The organism is Streptomyces lanatus (assembly GCF_014655715.1).
Taxonomy (GTDB): Bacteria; Actinomycetota; Actinomycetes; order Streptomycetales; family Streptomycetaceae; genus Streptomyces; species Streptomyces lanatus.
Genome location: NZ_BNBM01000012.1, coordinates 122,265 through 139,630 on the forward strand (window position 1 = coordinate 122,265; position 17,366 = coordinate 139,630).

At 71.4% G+C, this 17,366-nt stretch carries 14 protein-coding genes; 7 read left to right on the forward strand and 7 right to left on the reverse strand.

The genetic code is table 11. The annotated features are described in order from the left end of the window. Position 1 precedes the first annotated feature (1 nt). On the reverse strand, positions 2 to 205 hold the full coding sequence (locus tag IE325_RS28610; RefSeq protein WP_190072973.1) for a hypothetical protein: 204 nt from the start codon (positions 203 to 205) through the stop codon (positions 2 to 4). A gap of 112 nt (positions 206 to 317) precedes the next feature. Beyond that, positions 318 to 956 carry a 2-phospho-L-lactate guanylyltransferase gene (cofC, locus tag IE325_RS28615; RefSeq protein WP_190072974.1) on the reverse strand — a complete coding sequence of 213 codons (639 nt, stop codon included), beginning with the start codon at positions 954 to 956 and terminating at the stop codon, positions 318 to 320. A gap of 213 nt (positions 957 to 1,169) precedes the next feature. Here cofC and IE325_RS28620 point away from each other — a divergent pair, with 213 nt between their 5' ends. The 3 genes from IE325_RS28620 (at position 1,170) to IE325_RS28630 (ending at position 4,186) form a co-directional block, all read left to right on the forward strand. After that, on the forward strand, positions 1,170 to 1,952 hold the full coding sequence (locus IE325_RS28620) for a lysophospholipid acyltransferase family protein (protein WP_190072975.1): 783 nt from the start codon (positions 1,170 to 1,172) through the stop codon (positions 1,950 to 1,952). After that, positions 1,949 to 2,959 (forward strand): NAD(P)H-dependent glycerol-3-phosphate dehydrogenase, encoded by a 1,011-nt coding sequence (locus IE325_RS28625; protein ID WP_190072976.1) that lies wholly within the window; start codon positions 1,949 to 1,951, stop codon positions 2,957 to 2,959. Before IE325_RS28620 ends, IE325_RS28625 begins: the two co-directional genes overlap by 4 nt. 69 nt (positions 2,960 to 3,028) lie before the next feature. Continuing rightward, complete coding sequence (locus tag IE325_RS28630) at positions 3,029 to 4,186, forward strand: D-alanine--D-alanine ligase family protein (protein WP_190072977.1); 1,158 nt, start codon at positions 3,029 to 3,031, stop codon at positions 4,184 to 4,186. 7 nt (positions 4,187 to 4,193) lie between these two features. On the opposite strand, the gene IE325_RS28635 is transcribed toward IE325_RS28630, so the two are convergent. Then, positions 4,194 to 4,703 (reverse strand): DUF3515 domain-containing protein, encoded by a 510-nt coding sequence (locus IE325_RS28635; RefSeq protein WP_190072978.1) that lies wholly within the window; start codon positions 4,701 to 4,703, stop codon positions 4,194 to 4,196. A 20-nt stretch (positions 4,704 to 4,723) separates the two neighbouring features. Continuing rightward, a complete protein-coding gene (locus IE325_RS28640) occupies positions 4,724 to 4,957 on the reverse strand; it encodes an Lrp/AsnC family transcriptional regulator (RefSeq protein WP_190072979.1) in 234 nt (77 codons plus the stop codon). A gap of 206 nt (positions 4,958 to 5,163) precedes the next feature. Here IE325_RS28640 and IE325_RS28645 point away from each other — a divergent pair, with 206 nt between their 5' ends. Continuing rightward, the gene (locus tag IE325_RS28645) at positions 5,164 to 6,132 is read left to right on the forward strand and encodes a thiamine-phosphate kinase (RefSeq protein ID WP_093910064.1); all 969 of its coding nucleotides are present in this window, start codon (positions 5,164 to 5,166) and stop codon (positions 6,130 to 6,132) included. Further along, a complete protein-coding gene (gene thiD / locus IE325_RS28650) occupies positions 6,129 to 6,917 on the forward strand; it encodes a bifunctional hydroxymethylpyrimidine kinase/phosphomethylpyrimidine kinase (RefSeq protein WP_190072980.1) in 789 nt (262 codons plus the stop codon). Before IE325_RS28645 ends, thiD begins: the two co-directional genes overlap by 4 nt. Positions 6,918 to 7,011: 94 nt before the next feature. Here the strand turns inward: thiD and rpmB are convergent, their stop codons facing one another. Next, on the reverse strand, positions 7,012 to 7,197 hold the full coding sequence (rpmB, locus tag IE325_RS28655; protein WP_003993230.1) for a 50S ribosomal protein L28: 186 nt from the start codon (positions 7,195 to 7,197) through the stop codon (positions 7,012 to 7,014). Between the two features lie 255 nt (positions 7,198 to 7,452). Between rpmB and fakA the strand changes: the two genes are divergently transcribed. Further along, positions 7,453 to 9,099 carry a DAK2 domain-containing protein gene (gene fakA, locus IE325_RS28660; RefSeq protein WP_190072981.1) on the forward strand — a complete coding sequence of 549 codons (1,647 nt, stop codon included), beginning with the start codon at positions 7,453 to 7,455 and terminating at the stop codon, positions 9,097 to 9,099. An 8-nt stretch (positions 9,100 to 9,107) separates the two neighbouring features. On the opposite strand, the gene IE325_RS28665 is transcribed toward fakA, so the two are convergent. After that, positions 9,108 to 12,035 carry a methyl-accepting chemotaxis protein gene (locus IE325_RS28665; protein ID WP_190072982.1) on the reverse strand — a complete coding sequence of 976 codons (2,928 nt, stop codon included), beginning with the start codon at positions 12,033 to 12,035 and terminating at the stop codon, positions 9,108 to 9,110. Beyond that, entirely contained in the window at positions 12,032 to 13,870 is a 1,839-nt protein-coding gene (locus IE325_RS28670) for an HSP90 family protein (RefSeq protein WP_190072983.1), read from the reverse strand. Before IE325_RS28670 ends, IE325_RS28665 begins: the two co-directional genes overlap by 4 nt. A gap of 190 nt (positions 13,871 to 14,060) precedes the next feature. Here IE325_RS28670 and IE325_RS28675 point away from each other — a divergent pair, with 190 nt between their 5' ends. Beyond that, positions 14,061 to 17,282: a helicase-related protein gene (locus tag IE325_RS28675; RefSeq protein WP_190072984.1), complete on the forward strand. Its 3,222-nt coding sequence runs from the start codon at positions 14,061 to 14,063 to the stop codon at positions 17,280 to 17,282. The last annotated feature ends 84 nt before the right edge of the window (positions 17,283 to 17,366 follow it).

Sequence of the window (17,366 nt, forward strand, 5' to 3'; positions counted from 1 at the left end):
CTCAGAGGGTCTGCAAGGTCACCAGGGTGATGCGCAGGCTCTCGCCCTCGCCCTCCGTCTCGATACGGACCCGCTGCCCGGGGCGCAGCAGCCGCAGCGCGCCCGCGTCGAACGCGGCGGCGTCGAAGGGGACGGGGGTGCCGTCGTCCAGGAGGACGCTGCCGGTGCGGGTTTCGGCGTCGTAGGTGTACGAGGTGGCCTGCATGGTCGTCAGCCTACGACGGGTTGTGTGCCGGGTGCGGCGCCGTGGGGCCGTTCGCGCCCACGCGGCGGAGCCGTATATCGACACAGTCCCGCGCCCCTGAAGGGCGTGGCCGCTACGGTTCCTCGATCAGCAGGCGTGCCGCTGCCGCCGCTGTACGCGGGCCCACGCCCAGAGCCAGCGCGGCCCGTAGATCGTCGCCGGTGTCCACGTCCTGGCGTACGGAGTCCACGTCGTCGAGGCCGAGTTCCACCGCACCCGAGGCACGGTGCCGGGCCCGGGAATCCTCGCCGAATGCGGGCAGCAATTCATATCCGGGGGAAGCGGCCAGCAGAGTCGTGCCGATCTCCGCCGCATCGGGAAGAAATGCACGCGGGAATTCCGCCGCAGCATCCAGGACCCGGGCCAATTCCAGCGGGCGCAGCGCCGGAAGATCGGCGTTGAGGGCGGCGACCGGGGTTTCGGGTCGGGACATGCGTACGACCGCCGCCGCGTGCGCCAGCGCGGCGTTGAGGCCGCCGCCAGGCTCGTCGGGGACGATGTGCGCGCCAAGTGCGCCCAGCTCGAGGCCGGCCAGGGCGTCGTCCGTGACGACTGCCACATCCTTCACCGCGGGACAGGCCAGCGCCGCGGCCACGGTGTCCAGGGCGAAGGCGAGCGCCAGGCCCGGACGCAATGCGTCCGCCGCGGTGTCCGAAAGCCTGCTCTTCGCCTGAGCCAAGGGCTTCAGGGGTACGACCAAGGTCCACTGCACCGGTGTTCCGTCCCTCTCTAGTCGCGGTCATTGTCACTCAGCCGTCACCAGGGCCATCTGGCGGTCGCGGCCGGGGAGGGGTGCGAAGCTCGTACAAGGGTGGGGGTGGGAGACGGGCGGGCGTACGGTGTTCTCGACAGACCGGCGGCCTGGGGCGACACTTGTGCGGCCCCCAGGCCCGACGTCGTTTGCTCCCTAGAGGAAGGTGCACGCGTGCCCCGCCGCAGAATCGGCTTCTGGTACCGCTTCGCCGCGGTGATCTGCAAACCACCGCTGGTGGTTCTGATCAAGCGGGACTGGCGTGGAATGGAGCACATTCCGGCCGAGGGCGGATTTATCACCGCGGTGAACCACAATTCGCACATCGATCCCTTCGCTTACGCGCACTTTCAGTACAACACCGGCCGGGTTCCGCGATTCCTCGCGAAGAGCGGCCTTTTCAAGAAGGGATTCGTCGGCGCCGCGATGCGCGGCACCGGGCAGATCCCCGTCTACCGGGAGACCACGGACGCGCTGAGCGCCTTCCGCGCCGCGATCGACGCCGTGGAACGCGGCGAATGCGTCGCCTTCTACCCGGAGGGCACCATCACCCGGGACCCCGACCAGTGGCCCATGACCGGCAAGACCGGTGCCGCACGCGTGGCCCTGCAGACCAAGTGCCCGGTGATCCCCGTGGCGCAGTGGGGCGCCAACGAACTGCTGCCGCCCTACGCCAAGAAGCTCAACCTCCTTCCGCGCAAGACGCACCACGTGCTCGCGGGACCGCCCGTGGACCTGGCGGGCTTCTACGACAAGGAGATGACCCCGGACCTCCTCAAGGAGGCGACCGAGGTCATCATGGCCGCCATCACCCGCCTGCTGGAGGAGATCCGCGGCGAGAAGGCGCCCGGGACGACGTACGACCCGCGCCAGGAGCGCATCGAGCAGCGCCGCAGGACGGCCGCGCAGAACAACGGGCAGGCGAAGGCCGAGCAGGAAGAGGGGCAGGGCACGTGAGCAAGCCGGTCAAGGCGGCAGTCCTGAGTGCCGGTTCGTGGGGCACGGCCTTCGGCATCGTGCTGGCCGACGCCGGTTGCGAGGTCACCCTGTGGGCGCGCCGCCCCGAGGTCGCCGACGCCATCAACTCGACCCGCACGAACCCCGACTACTTCCCCGGCGTCGAGCTCCCGCAGGGCATGCGGGCCACCACCGACCCCGCCGAGGCCATGGCGGGCGCCGACTTCACGGTGCTGTCCGTCCCCTCCCAGACGCTGCGCGCCAACCTCGCCGAGTGGACCCCGATGCTGGCGCCGGGCACCGTCCTGGTGTCCCTGATGAAGGGCGTCGAACTCGGCACCACCATGCGCATGAGCGAGGTCATCGAGGACGTGGCCAAGGTCGGCCACGACCGCATCGCCGTCGTCACCGGCCCCAACCTGGCCCGTGAGATCGCCTCCCGCATGCCCGCCGCGGCCGTGGTGGCCTGCACCGACGAGTCCGTGGCCCAGCGCCTCCAGGCCGCCTGCCACACACCGTACTTCCGGCCCTACACCAACACCGACGTGGTGGGCTGCGAACTGGGCGGCGCCGTGAAGAACGTCATCGGCCTCGCCGTCGGCATCGCGGACGGCATGGGTCTCGGCGACAATGCCAAGGGCTCGCTCATCACCCGCGGCCTCGCCGAGACGACCCGCCTCGGGGTCGCGCTGGGCGCCGACCCACTGACCTTCTCCGGCCTGGCCGGCCTCGGCGACCTGGTGGCCACCTGCTCCTCGCCGCTGTCCCGGAACCACACCTTCGGCACCAACCTCGGCAAGGGCATGACCCTCCAGGAGACCATCGCGGTCACCAAGCAGACCGCCGAGGGCGTCAAGTCCTGCGAGTCGGTGGCGGATCTGGCCCGTCGGCACGGCGTCGAGATGCCGATCACCGAGACGGTCGTCGACATCGTGCACGAGGGCAAGCCGCCGGTCGTCGCCCTCAAGGAGTTGATGTCGCGCAGCGCCAAGCCCGAGCGACGGTGAGCGACGCCCCGGGAACGCCACCCTCCGGACGCTGACTCGGACCCTACGGGCGGGTACGCTCAACGCGATATGAGCACCGAGAACCTCCCCCAGAGCCCAGACCAGCCGCAGCGCAAGCCGCGTGTGGCCGTCGTGTTCGGCGGCCGCAGTTCCGAGCACGGGATCTCCATGGTCACCGCCGGCGCCGTACTGCGCGCGATCGACCGGACGAAGTACGACGTCCTGCCGATCGGCATCACGCAGAGCGGCCGCTGGGTGCTCACCGCCGACGATCCGGAACGCATGGCGATCACCGAGCGCCGTACGCCCAACGTCGAGCAGCTGGCCGACTCCAGCGAGGGCGGCGTGGTGCTCCCCGTCGACCCCGCGAACCGCGAAGTCGTCTACGCCGAGCCCGGATCGGTGCCCAAGGCGCTCGGCGAGATCGACGTGGTCTTCCCGGTGCTGCACGGGCCGTACGGCGAGGACGGCACCCTCCAGGGCCTGCTGGAGCTCTCCGGGGTGCCCTACGTCGGCTCGGGCGTGCTCGCCTCGGCCGTCGGCCAGGACAAGGAGTACATGAAGCGGGTGTTCACCTCCTTCGGGCTCAAGGTGGGCCCGTACGTGGTGATCCGGCCGCGCGAGTGGGAGCAGGACGAGTCCGCCGCCCGTAAGAAGATCATCGACCTCGCCGGCGACCACGGCTGGCCGCTCTTCGTGAAGCCCGCGCGCGCGGGTTCGTCGATCGGCATCACCAAGGTCGAGGACCTGTCAGGGCTGGACGACGCCATCGCCGAGGCCCAGCGGCACGACCCGAAGATCCTCGTCGAGGCGGCCCTGCGCGGCCGGGAGATCGAGTGCGGGGTGCTGGAGTTCGAGGACGGCCCGCGGGCCTCCGTACCGGCGGAGATCCCGCCGCCGGACACGCACGCGTACTACGACTTCGAGGCCAAGTACATCGACTCCACGCCCGGCATCGTCCCGGCGCCGCTGACGCCCGAAGAGACGGCCGAGGTGCGGCGCCTGGCCGTGGACGCCTTCGAGGCGGCCTCCTGCGAGGGACTGGTGCGCGCGGACTTCTTCCTCACCGAGGACGGGGAGTTCGTGATCAACGAGATCAACACCATGCCCGGCTTCACGCCGATCTCGATGTACCCGCAGATGTGGCAGGCCAGCGGGATCAGCTACCCGGACCTGGTGGACCGGCTGATCCAGGCGGCGCTCAGGCGCTCCACCGGCCTCAGGTAGGAGCCGTTCAGTCGGCGATCCCCTCGGGGATCGCCTTCTTGACGGCCGACGCCAGATCGATCAGCACACTCGAGGTGTCCCGGCCCTCCGGCACCCTGACCTCGACGTACGCGCGGCGGAGCGCGGTGGTGAACCGGTAGCTCCCGTCCGACTGCTGCTCCATCAGCCATCTGACGCCGTTCACGCCACCGGCCACCGCGTCGTCGTCCCTGCCCTCGGCCACCTTGGGGTCGCTCATCTTGGTCGGCCGTACGACACCGCACCGCAGTATGATCGCCGGGTCTCCCCAGCCCGCGGTCAGTGTGGACGCGGGCGAGGGATCCTCACGGTCGGCACCGTCCACCTTGGCCGGCAGTACTTTGTCGAGGTTCTGGCACAGCTTCGCGGTCTTCGCACCCGGGCTGGGAACCGCCGCCGACGCACTGCCGTCTGCTGATGAGCAGCCCGCCGCGGTGATCAGCAGGACGAGCGCGGGCAACCCGAGAACAGAAATGCGCCGGTGACGGAAAGAGTTCACCGGCCAAGGGTAGACGGGGGCTACAGATGAACGACCGGGCAGGTCAGGGTGCGGGTGATGCCGTCCACTTGCTGGACTTTCGCGACCACCATGCGACCCAGGTCATCGACTGTGTCGGCCTGGGCGCGCACGATGACGTCGTACGGTCCGGTGACGTCCTCGGCCTGGATCACTCCAGGGAGTTTGCTGATCGTCTCGGCGACGGTCGACGCCTTGCCGACGTCCGTCTGGATCAGGATGTACGCCTGTACCACGGAACCTCCAGGGCGGCCACGAGGATCATGTGGGGAAAAGGAACGCCACGGTATCGCGTCGCCGCACGTCACGGGGAGACCCCCGGTGGCCGAGGTGCCCGCGCCGCGGCGTACGCGGGACAGAGGTTGACGTACATCTCGACCGTAGCGAGCACCGCAGGGACGCGCGACCGGGTGCGGACAGGGACAGAAGGGGCGTAAGGGCAATGAAGGGCACTGTTGGTGAGCTCGGGGAGTTCGGGCTCATCAGGGAGCTCACCTCCCGTCTCACCACCACCCCGGCGGTCCGGGTCGGTCCGGGCGACGACGCCGCGGTGGTGGCCGCGCCCGACCGCAGGGTGGTCGCCAGCACCGACATCCTGCTGGAGGGACGGCACTTCCGCCGCGACTGGTCCACGGCCTACGACGTCGGCCGCAAGGCCGCCGCGCAGAACCTCGCGGACATCGCCGCCATGGGGGCCGTGCCGACCGCGCTGCTGCTCGGCCTGGTCGTGCCGGCCGAACTCCCCGTCACCTGGCCCAGCGAGCTGATGGACGGGCTGCGCGACGAGTGCCAGGTCGCGGGTGCCTCCGTGGTCGGCGGGGATGTCGTACGGGGCGACACCATCATGGTGTCGATCACCGCACTCGGCGATCTGCGCAACCAGGAACCCGTGACACGGGCCGGCGCACAGCCCGGCGACCTCGTCGCGGTGACCGGCTGGCTCGGCTGGTCCGCCGCCGGATACGCCGTGCTCGCCCGGGGATTCCGCTCACCGCGCGCCTTCGTGGAGGCCCATCGGCGCCCGGAGCCGCCGTATCACGCGGGACCGGCCGCGGCCGGGCTGGGCGCGACCGCGATGTGCGACGTGAGCGACGGACTGATCGCCGACCTCGGGCACATCGCCGAGGCCAGCAAGGTCCGTATCGACATCCGCTCGGGCGCGATCGACATCCCGACACAGATGAACGACATCGGTCAGGCCGTCGGCGTCGACCCCATGCAGTGGGTGCTGACCGGGGGAGAGGACCACGCGATCGTGGCGACCTTCCCGCCCGACGTGAAGCTTCCGGCCCGCTGGAAGGTCATCGGCGAGGTCCTCAACCCCTCGGCGCTGCCCCAGGTCACGGTGGACGGGGCGCCGTGGACCAAGAAGGGCGGCTGGGACCACTTCGGCGGGGACATCGAGTCATGATCCCGCGCGTCCTCACAGTGGCCGGCTCCGACTCCGGCGGCGGCGCGGGCATCCAGGCCGACCTGAAGACCATGCTGGCGCTCGGCGTGCACGGCATGAGTGTGATCACCGCCGTCACTGCCCAGAACTCCCTTGGCGTCCAAGGCGCCTGGGAGCTGCCGGTGGAGGCGGTGCGGGCGCAGTACCGCAGCGTCGTCGACGACATCGGCGTCCAGGCGGTCAAGACGGGCATGCTGGCGTCGGCGGAACTCGTCGAGACGGTGGCCGAGTTGATCGGCGGCACCGACGCCCCGGCGGTCGTCGACCCGGTGGGCGTCTCCAAGCACGGCGACGCACTGCTCGCCGCCTCCGCGCTGGACTCGGTGCGTACGAAGCTGCTGCCGGTGGCGACCGTGGCCACGCCGAACCTCGACGAGGTGGCCCAGCTCACCGGCGTCCAGGTCGAGACCGAGGGCGACCTCGCGCGGGCCGCGGCGGCGGTGCTGGCGTACGGGCCGCGCTGGGTGCTGATCAAGGGCGGTCATCTGCCCGGCGACGCCGTGGATCTGCTGACGGACGGCTCGGTCGAGCACTGGCTGCGGGCGCCCCGGTACGACAACCGGCACACGCACGGCACCGGGTGCACGCTCGCCTCCGCGATCGCCTCAGGGCTCGCGAAGGGACTGCCGGTGCCGGAGGCGGTGACGGCCGCCAAGGAGTACGTCACCGGGGCGATCAGGGCCGGATTCGCGCTCGGTGCGGGGATCGGCCCGGTGGATCATGGATGGCGCTTCAGGACGCCCTGAGAGCGCCCCGGGAGCACAGCAAAAAGCCGGCCCACCCTGAGGTGGACCGGCTGATGCAGCGAACCAGCAGTGGCCGCGCGCTCAGCTGTGGGCGTCAGCGCGAGACCTTGCCGGCCTTGATGCACGAGGTGCAGGCGTTCACGCGCTTCGGCGTCCCGCCGACCACGGTACGGACGCGCTGGATGTTCGGGTTCCAGCGACGGGACGTACGGCGGTGCGAGTGCGAGATGTTGTTGCCGAAGCCCGGCCCCTTGCCGCAGACGTCGCAGTTGGCAGCCACGGGTCACTCCAAAGACTTCAGATGCTCTTACGGATAATCCCGGCAGGCCGGGATCGAGATCTACGATCAGAGATCTGAGTGGCGTTGCCAGGGGACGGCCCGATTTTCATCGGGCAACCGGAGCAGCATACAACGACCGCGCCAGTGAAACGAAACTACCATGGCTGATCAGGGGCCCGCTCCCGGCCCTCTTCCGGTGCCCACCGGCCCTGGGTCTACGCTGCGTGCCACGTTCGGCCGTTCAAGGAGGCGCAGGTGGCGCAGGTGCCGCAGACATTCTTCGATGCTCTCGCGGTGCGCACCTGGTGCGGCCTCGCGCTGGAGTCGCTCGGCCGCGCGCGCGAGGAGATCGACGCGATCAACGTCTACCCCGTGGCCGACGGCGACACCGGCACGAACCTGTATCTGACCGTGGAATCGGCGGTCGCGGCGGTCGAGGCCGTCTTCACCGCGTACGACGTGGGCAAGCCCACCCTCGCGGACGCCGCCCGCGCCATGGCGCACGGCGCTCTCATAGGCGCGCGGGGGAACTCCGGGACCATCCTCGCCCAGCTGCTGCGGGGCATGGCCCAGGTGCTCGCCGCCGATGGTGAGACGGCTCACACCGACGGTCCCGGTCTTCGCCTCGCCCTGCGCCGGGCCGCCGATTCCGCCCGGCTGGCCGTGGCCCACCCCGTCGAGGGCACGGTCCTCACGGTCGCCTCGGCCGCGGCCGACGCGGCCCACGACGCTGGGGACGACGACTGCGGGGCGGTCGCGAGAGCGGCCTACGAGGGGGCGCGTGCGGCGCTCGCCGCGACCCCGGGGCAGCTGGCGGTCCTGGAGCGGGCCGGGGTGGTCGACGCCGGGGGGCGGGGGCTGCTGGCGGTGCTGGGGGCGCTGGTGGAGACGTTCACGGGAGAGGCGGTGCCGGTGGTCTCCGGGGCGTACGCGCGCGTGGAGACCGAGGCCGAGGAATGCGCCGACGTCCTGGAGACGGGCGGCCCCGCCTTCGAGGTGATCTACCTCCTGGAGGCCGACGACGCGGCCGTGGCCCGGCTGCGGGAGCGGCTCGACGGCCTCGGGGACTCGCTCGTGATCGTCGGCGGCGACGGACTGTGGAACGTCCATGTGCACGTCGACGACGCCGGGGCCGCCGTGGAGGCCGGCGTCGAGGCCGGGCGGCCGTACCGGATCCGGATCACCCACTTCGGGGCCGGCGACGCGCACACCACCGGCGAGCGGCTGCCCCGGGAGCGGGTCCAGCGGGCCGTCGTCGCCGTCGTGCCCGGCGAGGGTCTGGCCGGGCTGTACGGCGAGGCCGGCGCGACCACCGTCCTCGCCCGCCCCGGGGAGCCGCCCGCCAGCGGGGAGCTGGTGGAGGCCGTACGGCGGGCCCACGCGCGCGAGGTCGTGCTGCTGCCCAACGACGCCGAACTGCGCCACACCGCCGCCGCGGCGGCCGAGCAGGCCCGCACCGAGGGCATCCGCGTCGCGCTGATCCCCACCCGCTCCGCCGTCCAGGGCATCGCGGCGCTCGCCGTGCACGAGCCGGAGCGGCGCTTCGACGAGGACGTCGTCTCGATGACCTCGGCGGCAGGCGCCACCCGCTACGCCGAGGTCGCCGTCGCCGAACGCCAGTCCTGGACCATGGCAGGCATCTGCCAGGCCGGCGACGTCCTCGGCCTCATCGACGGCGATGTGGCCGTGATCGGCACCGATGTCACCGTCACCGCCGCGACCGTCCTCGACCGCATGCTCTCGGCCGGCGGTGAACTCGTCACCCTCGTCCTCGGCGACGAGGCACCCGAGACGATCGCCGAGCACCTCGAAGCACGCGTGCGTGAGGCCTATCTCGCCGTCGACACCGTGGTGTACCGGGGCGGACGGCAAGGGGCCTTGCTGCTCATCGGCGTGGAGTGAGCGGGCTTTCAGTCCCCGGCCTCCTCCACCACCTGAAGCATCTGCTCCGCCTCCGCCCGCCGCTCCAGTGCCGTCTCGTCGTCGTCCTCGGCACCCTCGTACGCCGCCAGCACCGCACGCGCGCGTGCCGCAGCCTCGGCCGGGCGGCTCAGGTCGGCCTCCAGCCAGCCCGCGGCGAGTTCGGCGCCGGTGCGGCCGTGCAGGGCGTCGTCGCCGAGGCCGGCGAACACCGCGACGGCCTGCGTCACCTGGGACAGGGCCTCCTCCAGCACGCCCCGGATCGAGTCGTCCTCGGCGTCCTCCGCGGCGGACCGCGCGAGGAGGTCGCTGAACTGCCGGTGGGTGTGGGCGAGTTCGGCGACGATCCGCACGCGTGCCTCCTCGTCGTCGGCCGCGTGCAGCGCCGCCCGGCACTCCGCGACAGCGCTCTCCATCAGTTCGGACGCCCCGAACTCCGGGTCGTCCTCGCGCAGCGCCAGCCACGCGCGTGCCCGCAGCGAGCGGACCAGACCGTGCACATTGCCGACGGAGCGCCACAGCGTGCCCGCGCGCGCGTACGCCTGATCGGCCTCGGCGTGCAGCCCCGCCTGGCCGAGGGACTCGGCGGCGAGGTGGGCGAGCGTGGCGTGGTCGTGCTGCTCGGGCCAGTGGCGGGCGATCTCGGCCGCCTGCAACCGGCGTTCGGCCGCCGCGCGGTGCTCGCCCAGCTCGCTCAGACAGTCGCCGAGCCACCACTGCGTCTGTACGACCGCCCCGTCCCCGTGCGTCTCGGCGCTCAGGTCGGGCAGCGCCGACTCCAGCACCTCCGCGGCCTCGGCGAACCGCCCCTGCCGCAGCAGGAACCCGCCCAGCTGCTGCCGCGCCCAGGCGCCCAGCGTGCGGCTCTCGCCCGCCTCGTCGGCCCAGTGCGCCGCCTCCAGGGCGTGCTCGGCGGCCTCCTCGGACAGTCCCCGGCCGCCGACCACCTCGGCCAGCTGAAGGTGCAGCTGGGCCCGACCGGTGGCCTCCAGGTGCGGTCCGCCGTGCTCCAGGGCCGCCCGCAGCGCCCGCTCGGCCTCCGCGGTGTCGCCGAGATGGTGCGCGAGCCCGGCGAGGCGGGCCTCGTACTCCACCGCGAACCACGGCAGCCCCGCCCCGACGAACGCCGCCGAGGCCCGCGCGAACAGCTCCGCCGCCCCCTCCACGTTCCCCGAGAGCGCCGCCAGCTCCGCGAGCATGGCCTGCGCCTCCGCGATCCGCGAGGCCAGCCGTACGTCGTCCCCGGCCTGTCCGTCGACGAGCGCGAGCACCTCACGGGCGGCGGACTCGGCATCGGTCACGACGGCCTGCGGAGCAGAGTTCTCCGGCACGGCGGCCGTCGCCTCGTGCACCCGCCGCATCAGGATCCGCGCCCGGCTCATCAGCACGGCCGCCGTCTGCCGCACGCCCGTGCCGTCGTCGGCGTACAGCGCGAGCACCCGGTCGTACAGGCCGGCGATCGTCGCCAGGGCCTCGGAGACCTCGCCGCTCAGTGCCCGTACGTACGCTCCACGCGCGCGTGCCGCCAGCGCCTCCCCGGGGTCGCCCGCCTCCGCGTACAGCCCAGCGGCCTCCTCGAACAGGGGGATGCCCTCGGGGCCCAGGTCCATCGCCCGGTGGTCGGCGATCTCCGCGCGGTCGAGGGCGTCCAGCTCCACGCCCTCGGCGGCGCGGGACACGGCCGCCCAGGCCTCCACGGCGTTGGGCTGGAGGGCGTCCGACAGACGCCGGGCCCGGGCGATCAGGGCGGGGAGCTCGGGCTGGGCGGCCTCCGGGGGGTTCGGCACGGCCCGCGCGGGCCGCGATGCCGTACGCACACCCAGGGGCAGCCGCTCCACCAACGGCTCCTGCGCCATACGCGCGCGTGCCCGCTCGCTGATGTGCCCCGTGCCGTTGCGCTCGTCGAAGCGTGCGGCCATGGCGAGGGCCTCCTCGCGCGCGTGGAGGGCGAGTTCGCGCGCGGCCCAGGTGCGGTCGGCGGGTCCCGGCACCTGCTGATCGCCCATCCCCAGCGCGTCCAGGCGGTCCATCAGCAGGGCCACCACCGTCATGAACTCCAGCTTGCTGCGCGGATGCCCGTCGTCCGTGAAGTAGGCGGGGCGTTCCGCGAGCAGCTCCAGGCCGCGCGCCTCGTTGCCGGTCAGCACGCAGAACTCCACATGGTCCGCGTAGGCGCCCCGCATGCTCTCCATCGGCCGTACGAGCCGGAAACCGCGCAGATGGTTGGCGCGGGCCTCGTCCACGCGGCCCAGGCGCAGCAGCGGCGCCAGGGACGACGCCAGGACCGTGTGCGGCTCGTGGGCGCAGGTGAACTCGCCCGCCAGGACCGGCCCCCACAGCCGCAGCGCCTCGGCATCCTCGCCGCGCTCCGCCTGCCACCAGCCCTGCCCGTGCAGCTCGCACGCGTGGCAGTCGGCCATCGTGTCCCGGTCGGCCGCCAGCCAGGCGCCGTACGCCCGCTCCGCCCGCGCCACGTCCCCGACATGCGCGGCCACACTGAACTCGGCGCTGCGCACCGCCCGTTCGGAGTGCCCGGCGAGCCGGTAGCGGTGCTCCATCTCGCCGAGCCACTTCTCGATCGAGGCCAGCGAGACGTGCGGCTGGTCGAGCATGCCGGACGACATCCACTTGAAGACCCAGTGCAGCGAGTGCACCTCGTACTCGTCGAAGTCCTCGGGCCGCTCGTCCCACATGCGCAGCAGACGCGCGAAGGGGACGAACATCTTGGCCTTCTCGGAGCTGTAGTTGTAGACCTTCAGCTGGTGCCCGAGCGCCTCGATCACGGCCAGCGGGATGTTCAGCTTCTCGGCCTCGGCGAGCAGCTGCTCCGCGCGCGCGTTGCGGGCGGGACCCTCCGGCTCCTCGCCGTTCTCCGCCATCGCCCGGCGCAGCGCGTCGAAGTCGGTGATCTCGCTCATCGGAGGCCTCCCTCGCCGTTCGTGGCCCACTCCAGCAAGCCGATGAAGGACCGGTTCAGCAGCGCCGAGTCGGCGGGCCTGAGCGGGCGCTGCGCCATCAGCAGGGCCTGGCCGTAGAGGGACTCGACGGCGGTGCCGATCAGCTCCGGATCGCCCAGCGAACCGATCCGCCGGATCAGCGGGTTGAGGTGGTTGAGGACGAGTCGCGCGCGTGGGGCGCTGCCGCGCAGCGAGCCCAGGATGCCCGCCCACAGATCGTCGGCCTGCTCCTCGGCGTCCGCGCGGGCCTGCTCGTGCCGGGCCGCCCGGTCGTCCAGGTGCAGCGCGGGCACCGACAGCGGATGGAAGGCCCGCAGGACGACATCGCAGCCCAGCGGGTCGAGCTTCGCCCGCGCGGCCGCCAGGAAGCCCGACAGGGCCAGCTCCTCGGCCGCGTCCACGGCGTCCAGGTGCGCGGTCACGGTGTCCGCGTCCAGCTCGGCGACGACCGTCCCGGGCCGCACCGACGGCAGCGCCTCGACCAGCTCGCTGTCGTACGTGTAACCGCCGTTGATCACCCCGACGCCCTGCGCGGACGCGATCGGCGCGACCTGCCGGTACTCCTCCACGGTCCGCGTGAAGTGCACCACCGCGTGCCGCTGCGCGAACTCCTCCAAGGACAGCCGCCCGTCCGACGTCTCGAACGGCAGCCACGGCAGCATCGTGCGCAGCATCTCCTTGTCGTGCCGCGCCAGGGACTTCACACCCAGGTGATGCACGGACAGGAAGGCGGCCAGCCGCTCCGGATCACCGGCGGCGAGCCCGGTCAGCCACGACCGAATCCTTTCGCCGAGCGCCTCCCTTACGGCCGCCAGCGTCTCGTCCTCGTACAGCGACTCGCGCGACGCCGTGGGCCTCAGGCTGTCCGTGTCCAGCACGCACCGCACGAAGAACGCCCAGTCGGGCAGCAGCTGTTCGGCCCGCTCGGTCAGCAGCATGCCCTTGAGGTGGACGCGGTGGGACGCCCGCTGGGCCGGACTGACCGAGGCCGGAAGGACGTACGCCACACCCCGGATCCCCGCGAGCGGCACGTCCAGCTCGATCGAGTCCAGCGGTGTGAAGCCGAACAGCTCGTGACAGTGCCGGGCCAGGGCCACCCTCCGGGTGGCGGGGGAGGGGTACGAGCGGTCCCAGGGCGCCGGAAGGTCGGTGACCGCCTCGCCGCCGACCCGGACGTCGTACGGCAGCAGCGAGCCGAAGTCCCGCGCCAGCGCCAGCACCCGGTCCTCGGCCAGCCACTCGCCGGCACCGGCCCGCGCCACCAGGTGCACGGTGGTCCCGGGTTCGGTCCTGGCGTCGTGCGGCAGCGTGCGCACGGTGTACGAACCGTCGTCCGTGGCCGTCCACTCCACGGGTGCCGCGTCCGGCGTACGGGCGCTGCGGCTCACCACCCGGATCCGCTCGGCGACCACGAAACAGGCCAGCAGACCGATGCCGAACTGCCCCAGGAAGTCGGACCGGGCCTCCTGCAGCCCCTCGGCCCGCTTGGAGCTGCGCCCGATGGTCGCGAGGAGGTCGTGCACATCCGCCTCGGTCAGCCCGACCCCGGAGTCCTCGACCCGCAGGGTGCCTTCGACGGCGTACAGCCGCACGATCGCGGGCGCGTCCGGGTCCTCGGCACGTCTGGCGGTGATGGCGTCGACGGCGTTCTGCAGCAGCTCGCGCAGGTAGACCTTCGGACTGGAGTAGAGATGGTGGGAGAGCAGGTCCACCAGACCGCGCAGGTCGACCTGGAACGTATGAGGTGACTGGGATGGCTGAGGTGCCTGGGATGACTGTGAGGTCTGGGAGTCCATCGTCACGGCGCCGTTGGGGGGACTTGGCGACGGCGCGGGGTCGGGCGGTCCCGGTGAGGCGGTGACCGCGAAAGGATGGCCGGAGCGCGTCATCCTAGGGCCGAAGCGAGCCGTCTGACCAGGGGTTTCCGGGACGTTTACCGGGACGGCCGCCACGGCCTCTACGGCAATGTCAGTGCCGTGGTGTGGAATGGATCTCGTGCCCGCACTGGAAGAACCACTGAAGAAAGTGCTCGGCCCTCCCACCGCGAAGGTGATGGCCGAGCATCTCGGCCTGCACACGGTCGGCGACCTCCTGCACCACTACCCCCGCAGATACGAGGAGCGCGGCCAGCTCACCCACCTCGCCGACCTCCCCATGGACGAACACGTCACGGTGGTCGCCATGGTCGCCGACGCCCGTCTGCACACCTTCGCCTCCAGCAGGGCACCCCGGGGCAAGGGCCAGCGCCTCGAAGTCACGATCACCGACGGCAGTGGCCGACTCCAACTGGTCTTCTTCGGCAACGGCGTTCACAAGCCCCACAAAGAGCTGCTGCCGGGCACACGCGCGATGTTCGCGGGCAAGGTGTCGGTCTTCAACCGCCGCCTGCAACTGGCACACCCGGCGTACGAGTTGCTGCGAGGCGACTCGGACGAGACCGTGGAAACCTGGGCCGGAGCCCTGATCCCCCTCTACCCCGCCACCGCCAAGCTGGAGTCCTGGAAGATCGGCAAGGCCATCCAGACGGTCCTGCCCAGTGCCCAGGAAGCGATCGACCCCCTCCCGGACTCCCTCCGCGAGGGCCGCGGCCTGGTCACCCTCCCCGAGGCCCTCCTCAAGATCCACCGCCCGCACACCAAGGCCGACATCGACGACGCCCGCTCCCGCCTCAAGTGGGACGAGGCCTTCGTCCTCCAGGTGGCCCTCGCCCGCCGCCGCTTCGCCGACGCCCAACTCCCCGCCGTAGCCCGCCGCCCCAGCCCCGACGGCCTCCTCACCGCCTTCGACGCCCGCCTCCCCTTCACCCTCACCGAGGGCCAGCAGAAGGTCTCGAAGGAGATCTTCGACGACCTCGCCACCGAGCATCCGATGCACCGGCTGCTCCAGGGGGAGGTCGGATCGGGGAAGGCCCAACCCCTCGACGCGCTCGTGCTCACACCCGCCGGTTTCCGTCGGATGGGGGAGATGCGGGTCGGTGACGAAGTCGTCGTACCGAACGGGGAGATCGCGCTGATCGACGGCGTCTTCCCGCAAGGAGAGCGCGATGTGTGGCGCCTGGTCCTTTCCGACGGAAGCTCCGTGGAGTGCGACGACGAGCATCTCTGGATCGTCGGAACGAGTTGTGGGTGGCACCGGGGCCAAGCGCCCAAGGTCATGACGACGCGGGAGATCCGTCTCGATGCGTTCAAGGCGAACGGGTCCTCGAAGTGGTACATCCCGGCCGCAGCACCCGTCGACCTCGGAGGCGACTCGGGGCTGCCACTGGACCCCTATCTGTTCGGTGTTCTCCTCGGGGACGGCTCATTCCGGAACAACCTGCGGCTGTCCACGATCGACGATGAGATCCGCGATGCCGTGGCCGCCGCCGTGGCGCCGGACTGCCGTCTCGTACCGGTGAAGGGCTCTCGCTGCGACTACACGATCCAGCCCTCCCAGCGTGCCGGCGGAGTACGCAACCCGGTGATCCAGACCCTGCGGGATCTGAACCTCTGGGGCGAGACGTCGCACGGCAAGTTCGTTCCGGACGAGTTCAAGAACACGTCGGTCAAGAACCGTCTCGCTCTGTTGCAAGGGCTCCTGGACACCGATGGCACGATCAATACGGACGGCATGGACATGTCGCTCTGCTCGGCCTCGCGCAGGCTTGCGGACGATGTCGCCTGGCTGGTGCGCTCGCTCGGCGGCGTTGCCCGCGTCCTGCCGAAGCGAGCGGCTTTCAACGTCTCGGTCGCGTTGCCCGACGAGTACACACCGTTCAGGCTGACCCGTAAGGCCGACCGTGTCCGGCCACGGCCGAAATACAACACCTTCCGGCGGGGAATCCGCGCCGTCGAGCACGTGGGGCGAAAGCCGGTCCAGTGCATCAGCGTGGCGCATCCGAGCCACGCATACGTCACGGACAACTTCACGGTCACCCACAACACGATGGTGGCGCTCCGCGCCATGCTCGCCACGGTCGACGCCGGCGGTCAGGCTGCCATGCTCGCGCCCACCGAAGTGCTTGCCCAACAGCACCACCGCTCCATCGTGGAGATGATGGGCGAGCTTGCCGAGGGCGGGATGCTGGGCGGTGCCGAGCAGGCCACCAAGGTCGTGCTGCTCACCGGTTCCATGGGCGCGGCGGCCCGTCGTCAGGCCCTGCTCGACCTGGTCACCGGTGAGGCCGGGATCGTCATCGGTACGCATGCGTTGATCGAGGACAAGGTGCAGTTCCACGACCTAGGTCTGGTCGTGGTGGACGAGCAGCACCGGTTCGGGGTGGAACAGCGCGACGCGTTGCGCGGCAAGGGCAAGCAGCCGCCCCATCTGCTCGTCATGACGGCGACGCCCATCCCGCGCACGGTCGCGATGACCGTCTTCGGCGACCTGGAGACCTCGGTCCTCGACCAGCTCCCCGCCGGCCGCTCACCCATCGCCTCCCATGTCGTCCCGGCCGCCGACAAGCCCCACTTCCTCGCCCGCGCCTGGGAGCGGGTGCGCGAGGAGGTGGGCAACGGCCATCAGGCGTACGTCGTCTGCCCCCGCATCGGCGACGAGGAGGACGACCCCAAGAAGTCCGGCAAGAAGAAGTCCCCCGAGGACGAGGCCGAGAAGCGCCCGCCGCTCGCCGTTCTCGATGTGGCGGACCAGCTCGCCAAGGGGCCGCTGCAGGGGCTGAAGGTCGAGGTCCTGCACGGCCGGATGCACCCCGACGACAAGGACGCGGTCATGCGCCGCTTCGCCGCCGGGGAGACGGACGTGCTGGTCGCCACGACGGTCATCGAAGTCGGCGTGAACGTCCCCAACGCCACCGCCATGGTGATCATGGACGCCGACCGCTTCGGTGTCTCCCAGCTCCACCAGCTGCGCGGCCGAGTCGGCCGTGGCTCGGCGCCGGGCCTCTGCCTCCTCGTCACCGAGATGCCGGAGGCCAGCGCGGCCCGCCAGCGCCTGAACGCGGTCGCCGCCACCCTCGACGGCTTCGAGCTCTCCCGCATCGACCTGGAGCAGCGCCGCGAGGGCGACGTCCTCGGCCAGGCCCAGTCGGGCGCCCGGTCCAGCCTGAGGGTCCTGGCGGTGATCGAGGACGAGGAGATCATCGCGGAGGCGAGGGAGGAGGCGGCGGGGTTGGTGGCGGCGGACCCGGAGCTGACGGGGCTTCCCGGCCTACGCACGGCCCTGGACGCCCTCTTGGACGAGGACAGGGAGCAGTACCTGGAAAAGGGGTGATGCAGACCCACCTAAGGGGCGCGGGGCTGTTTGGACTATGCGGCTACCGCCGCGCGGGCGCGACCAGCCACACTGATACCGAAG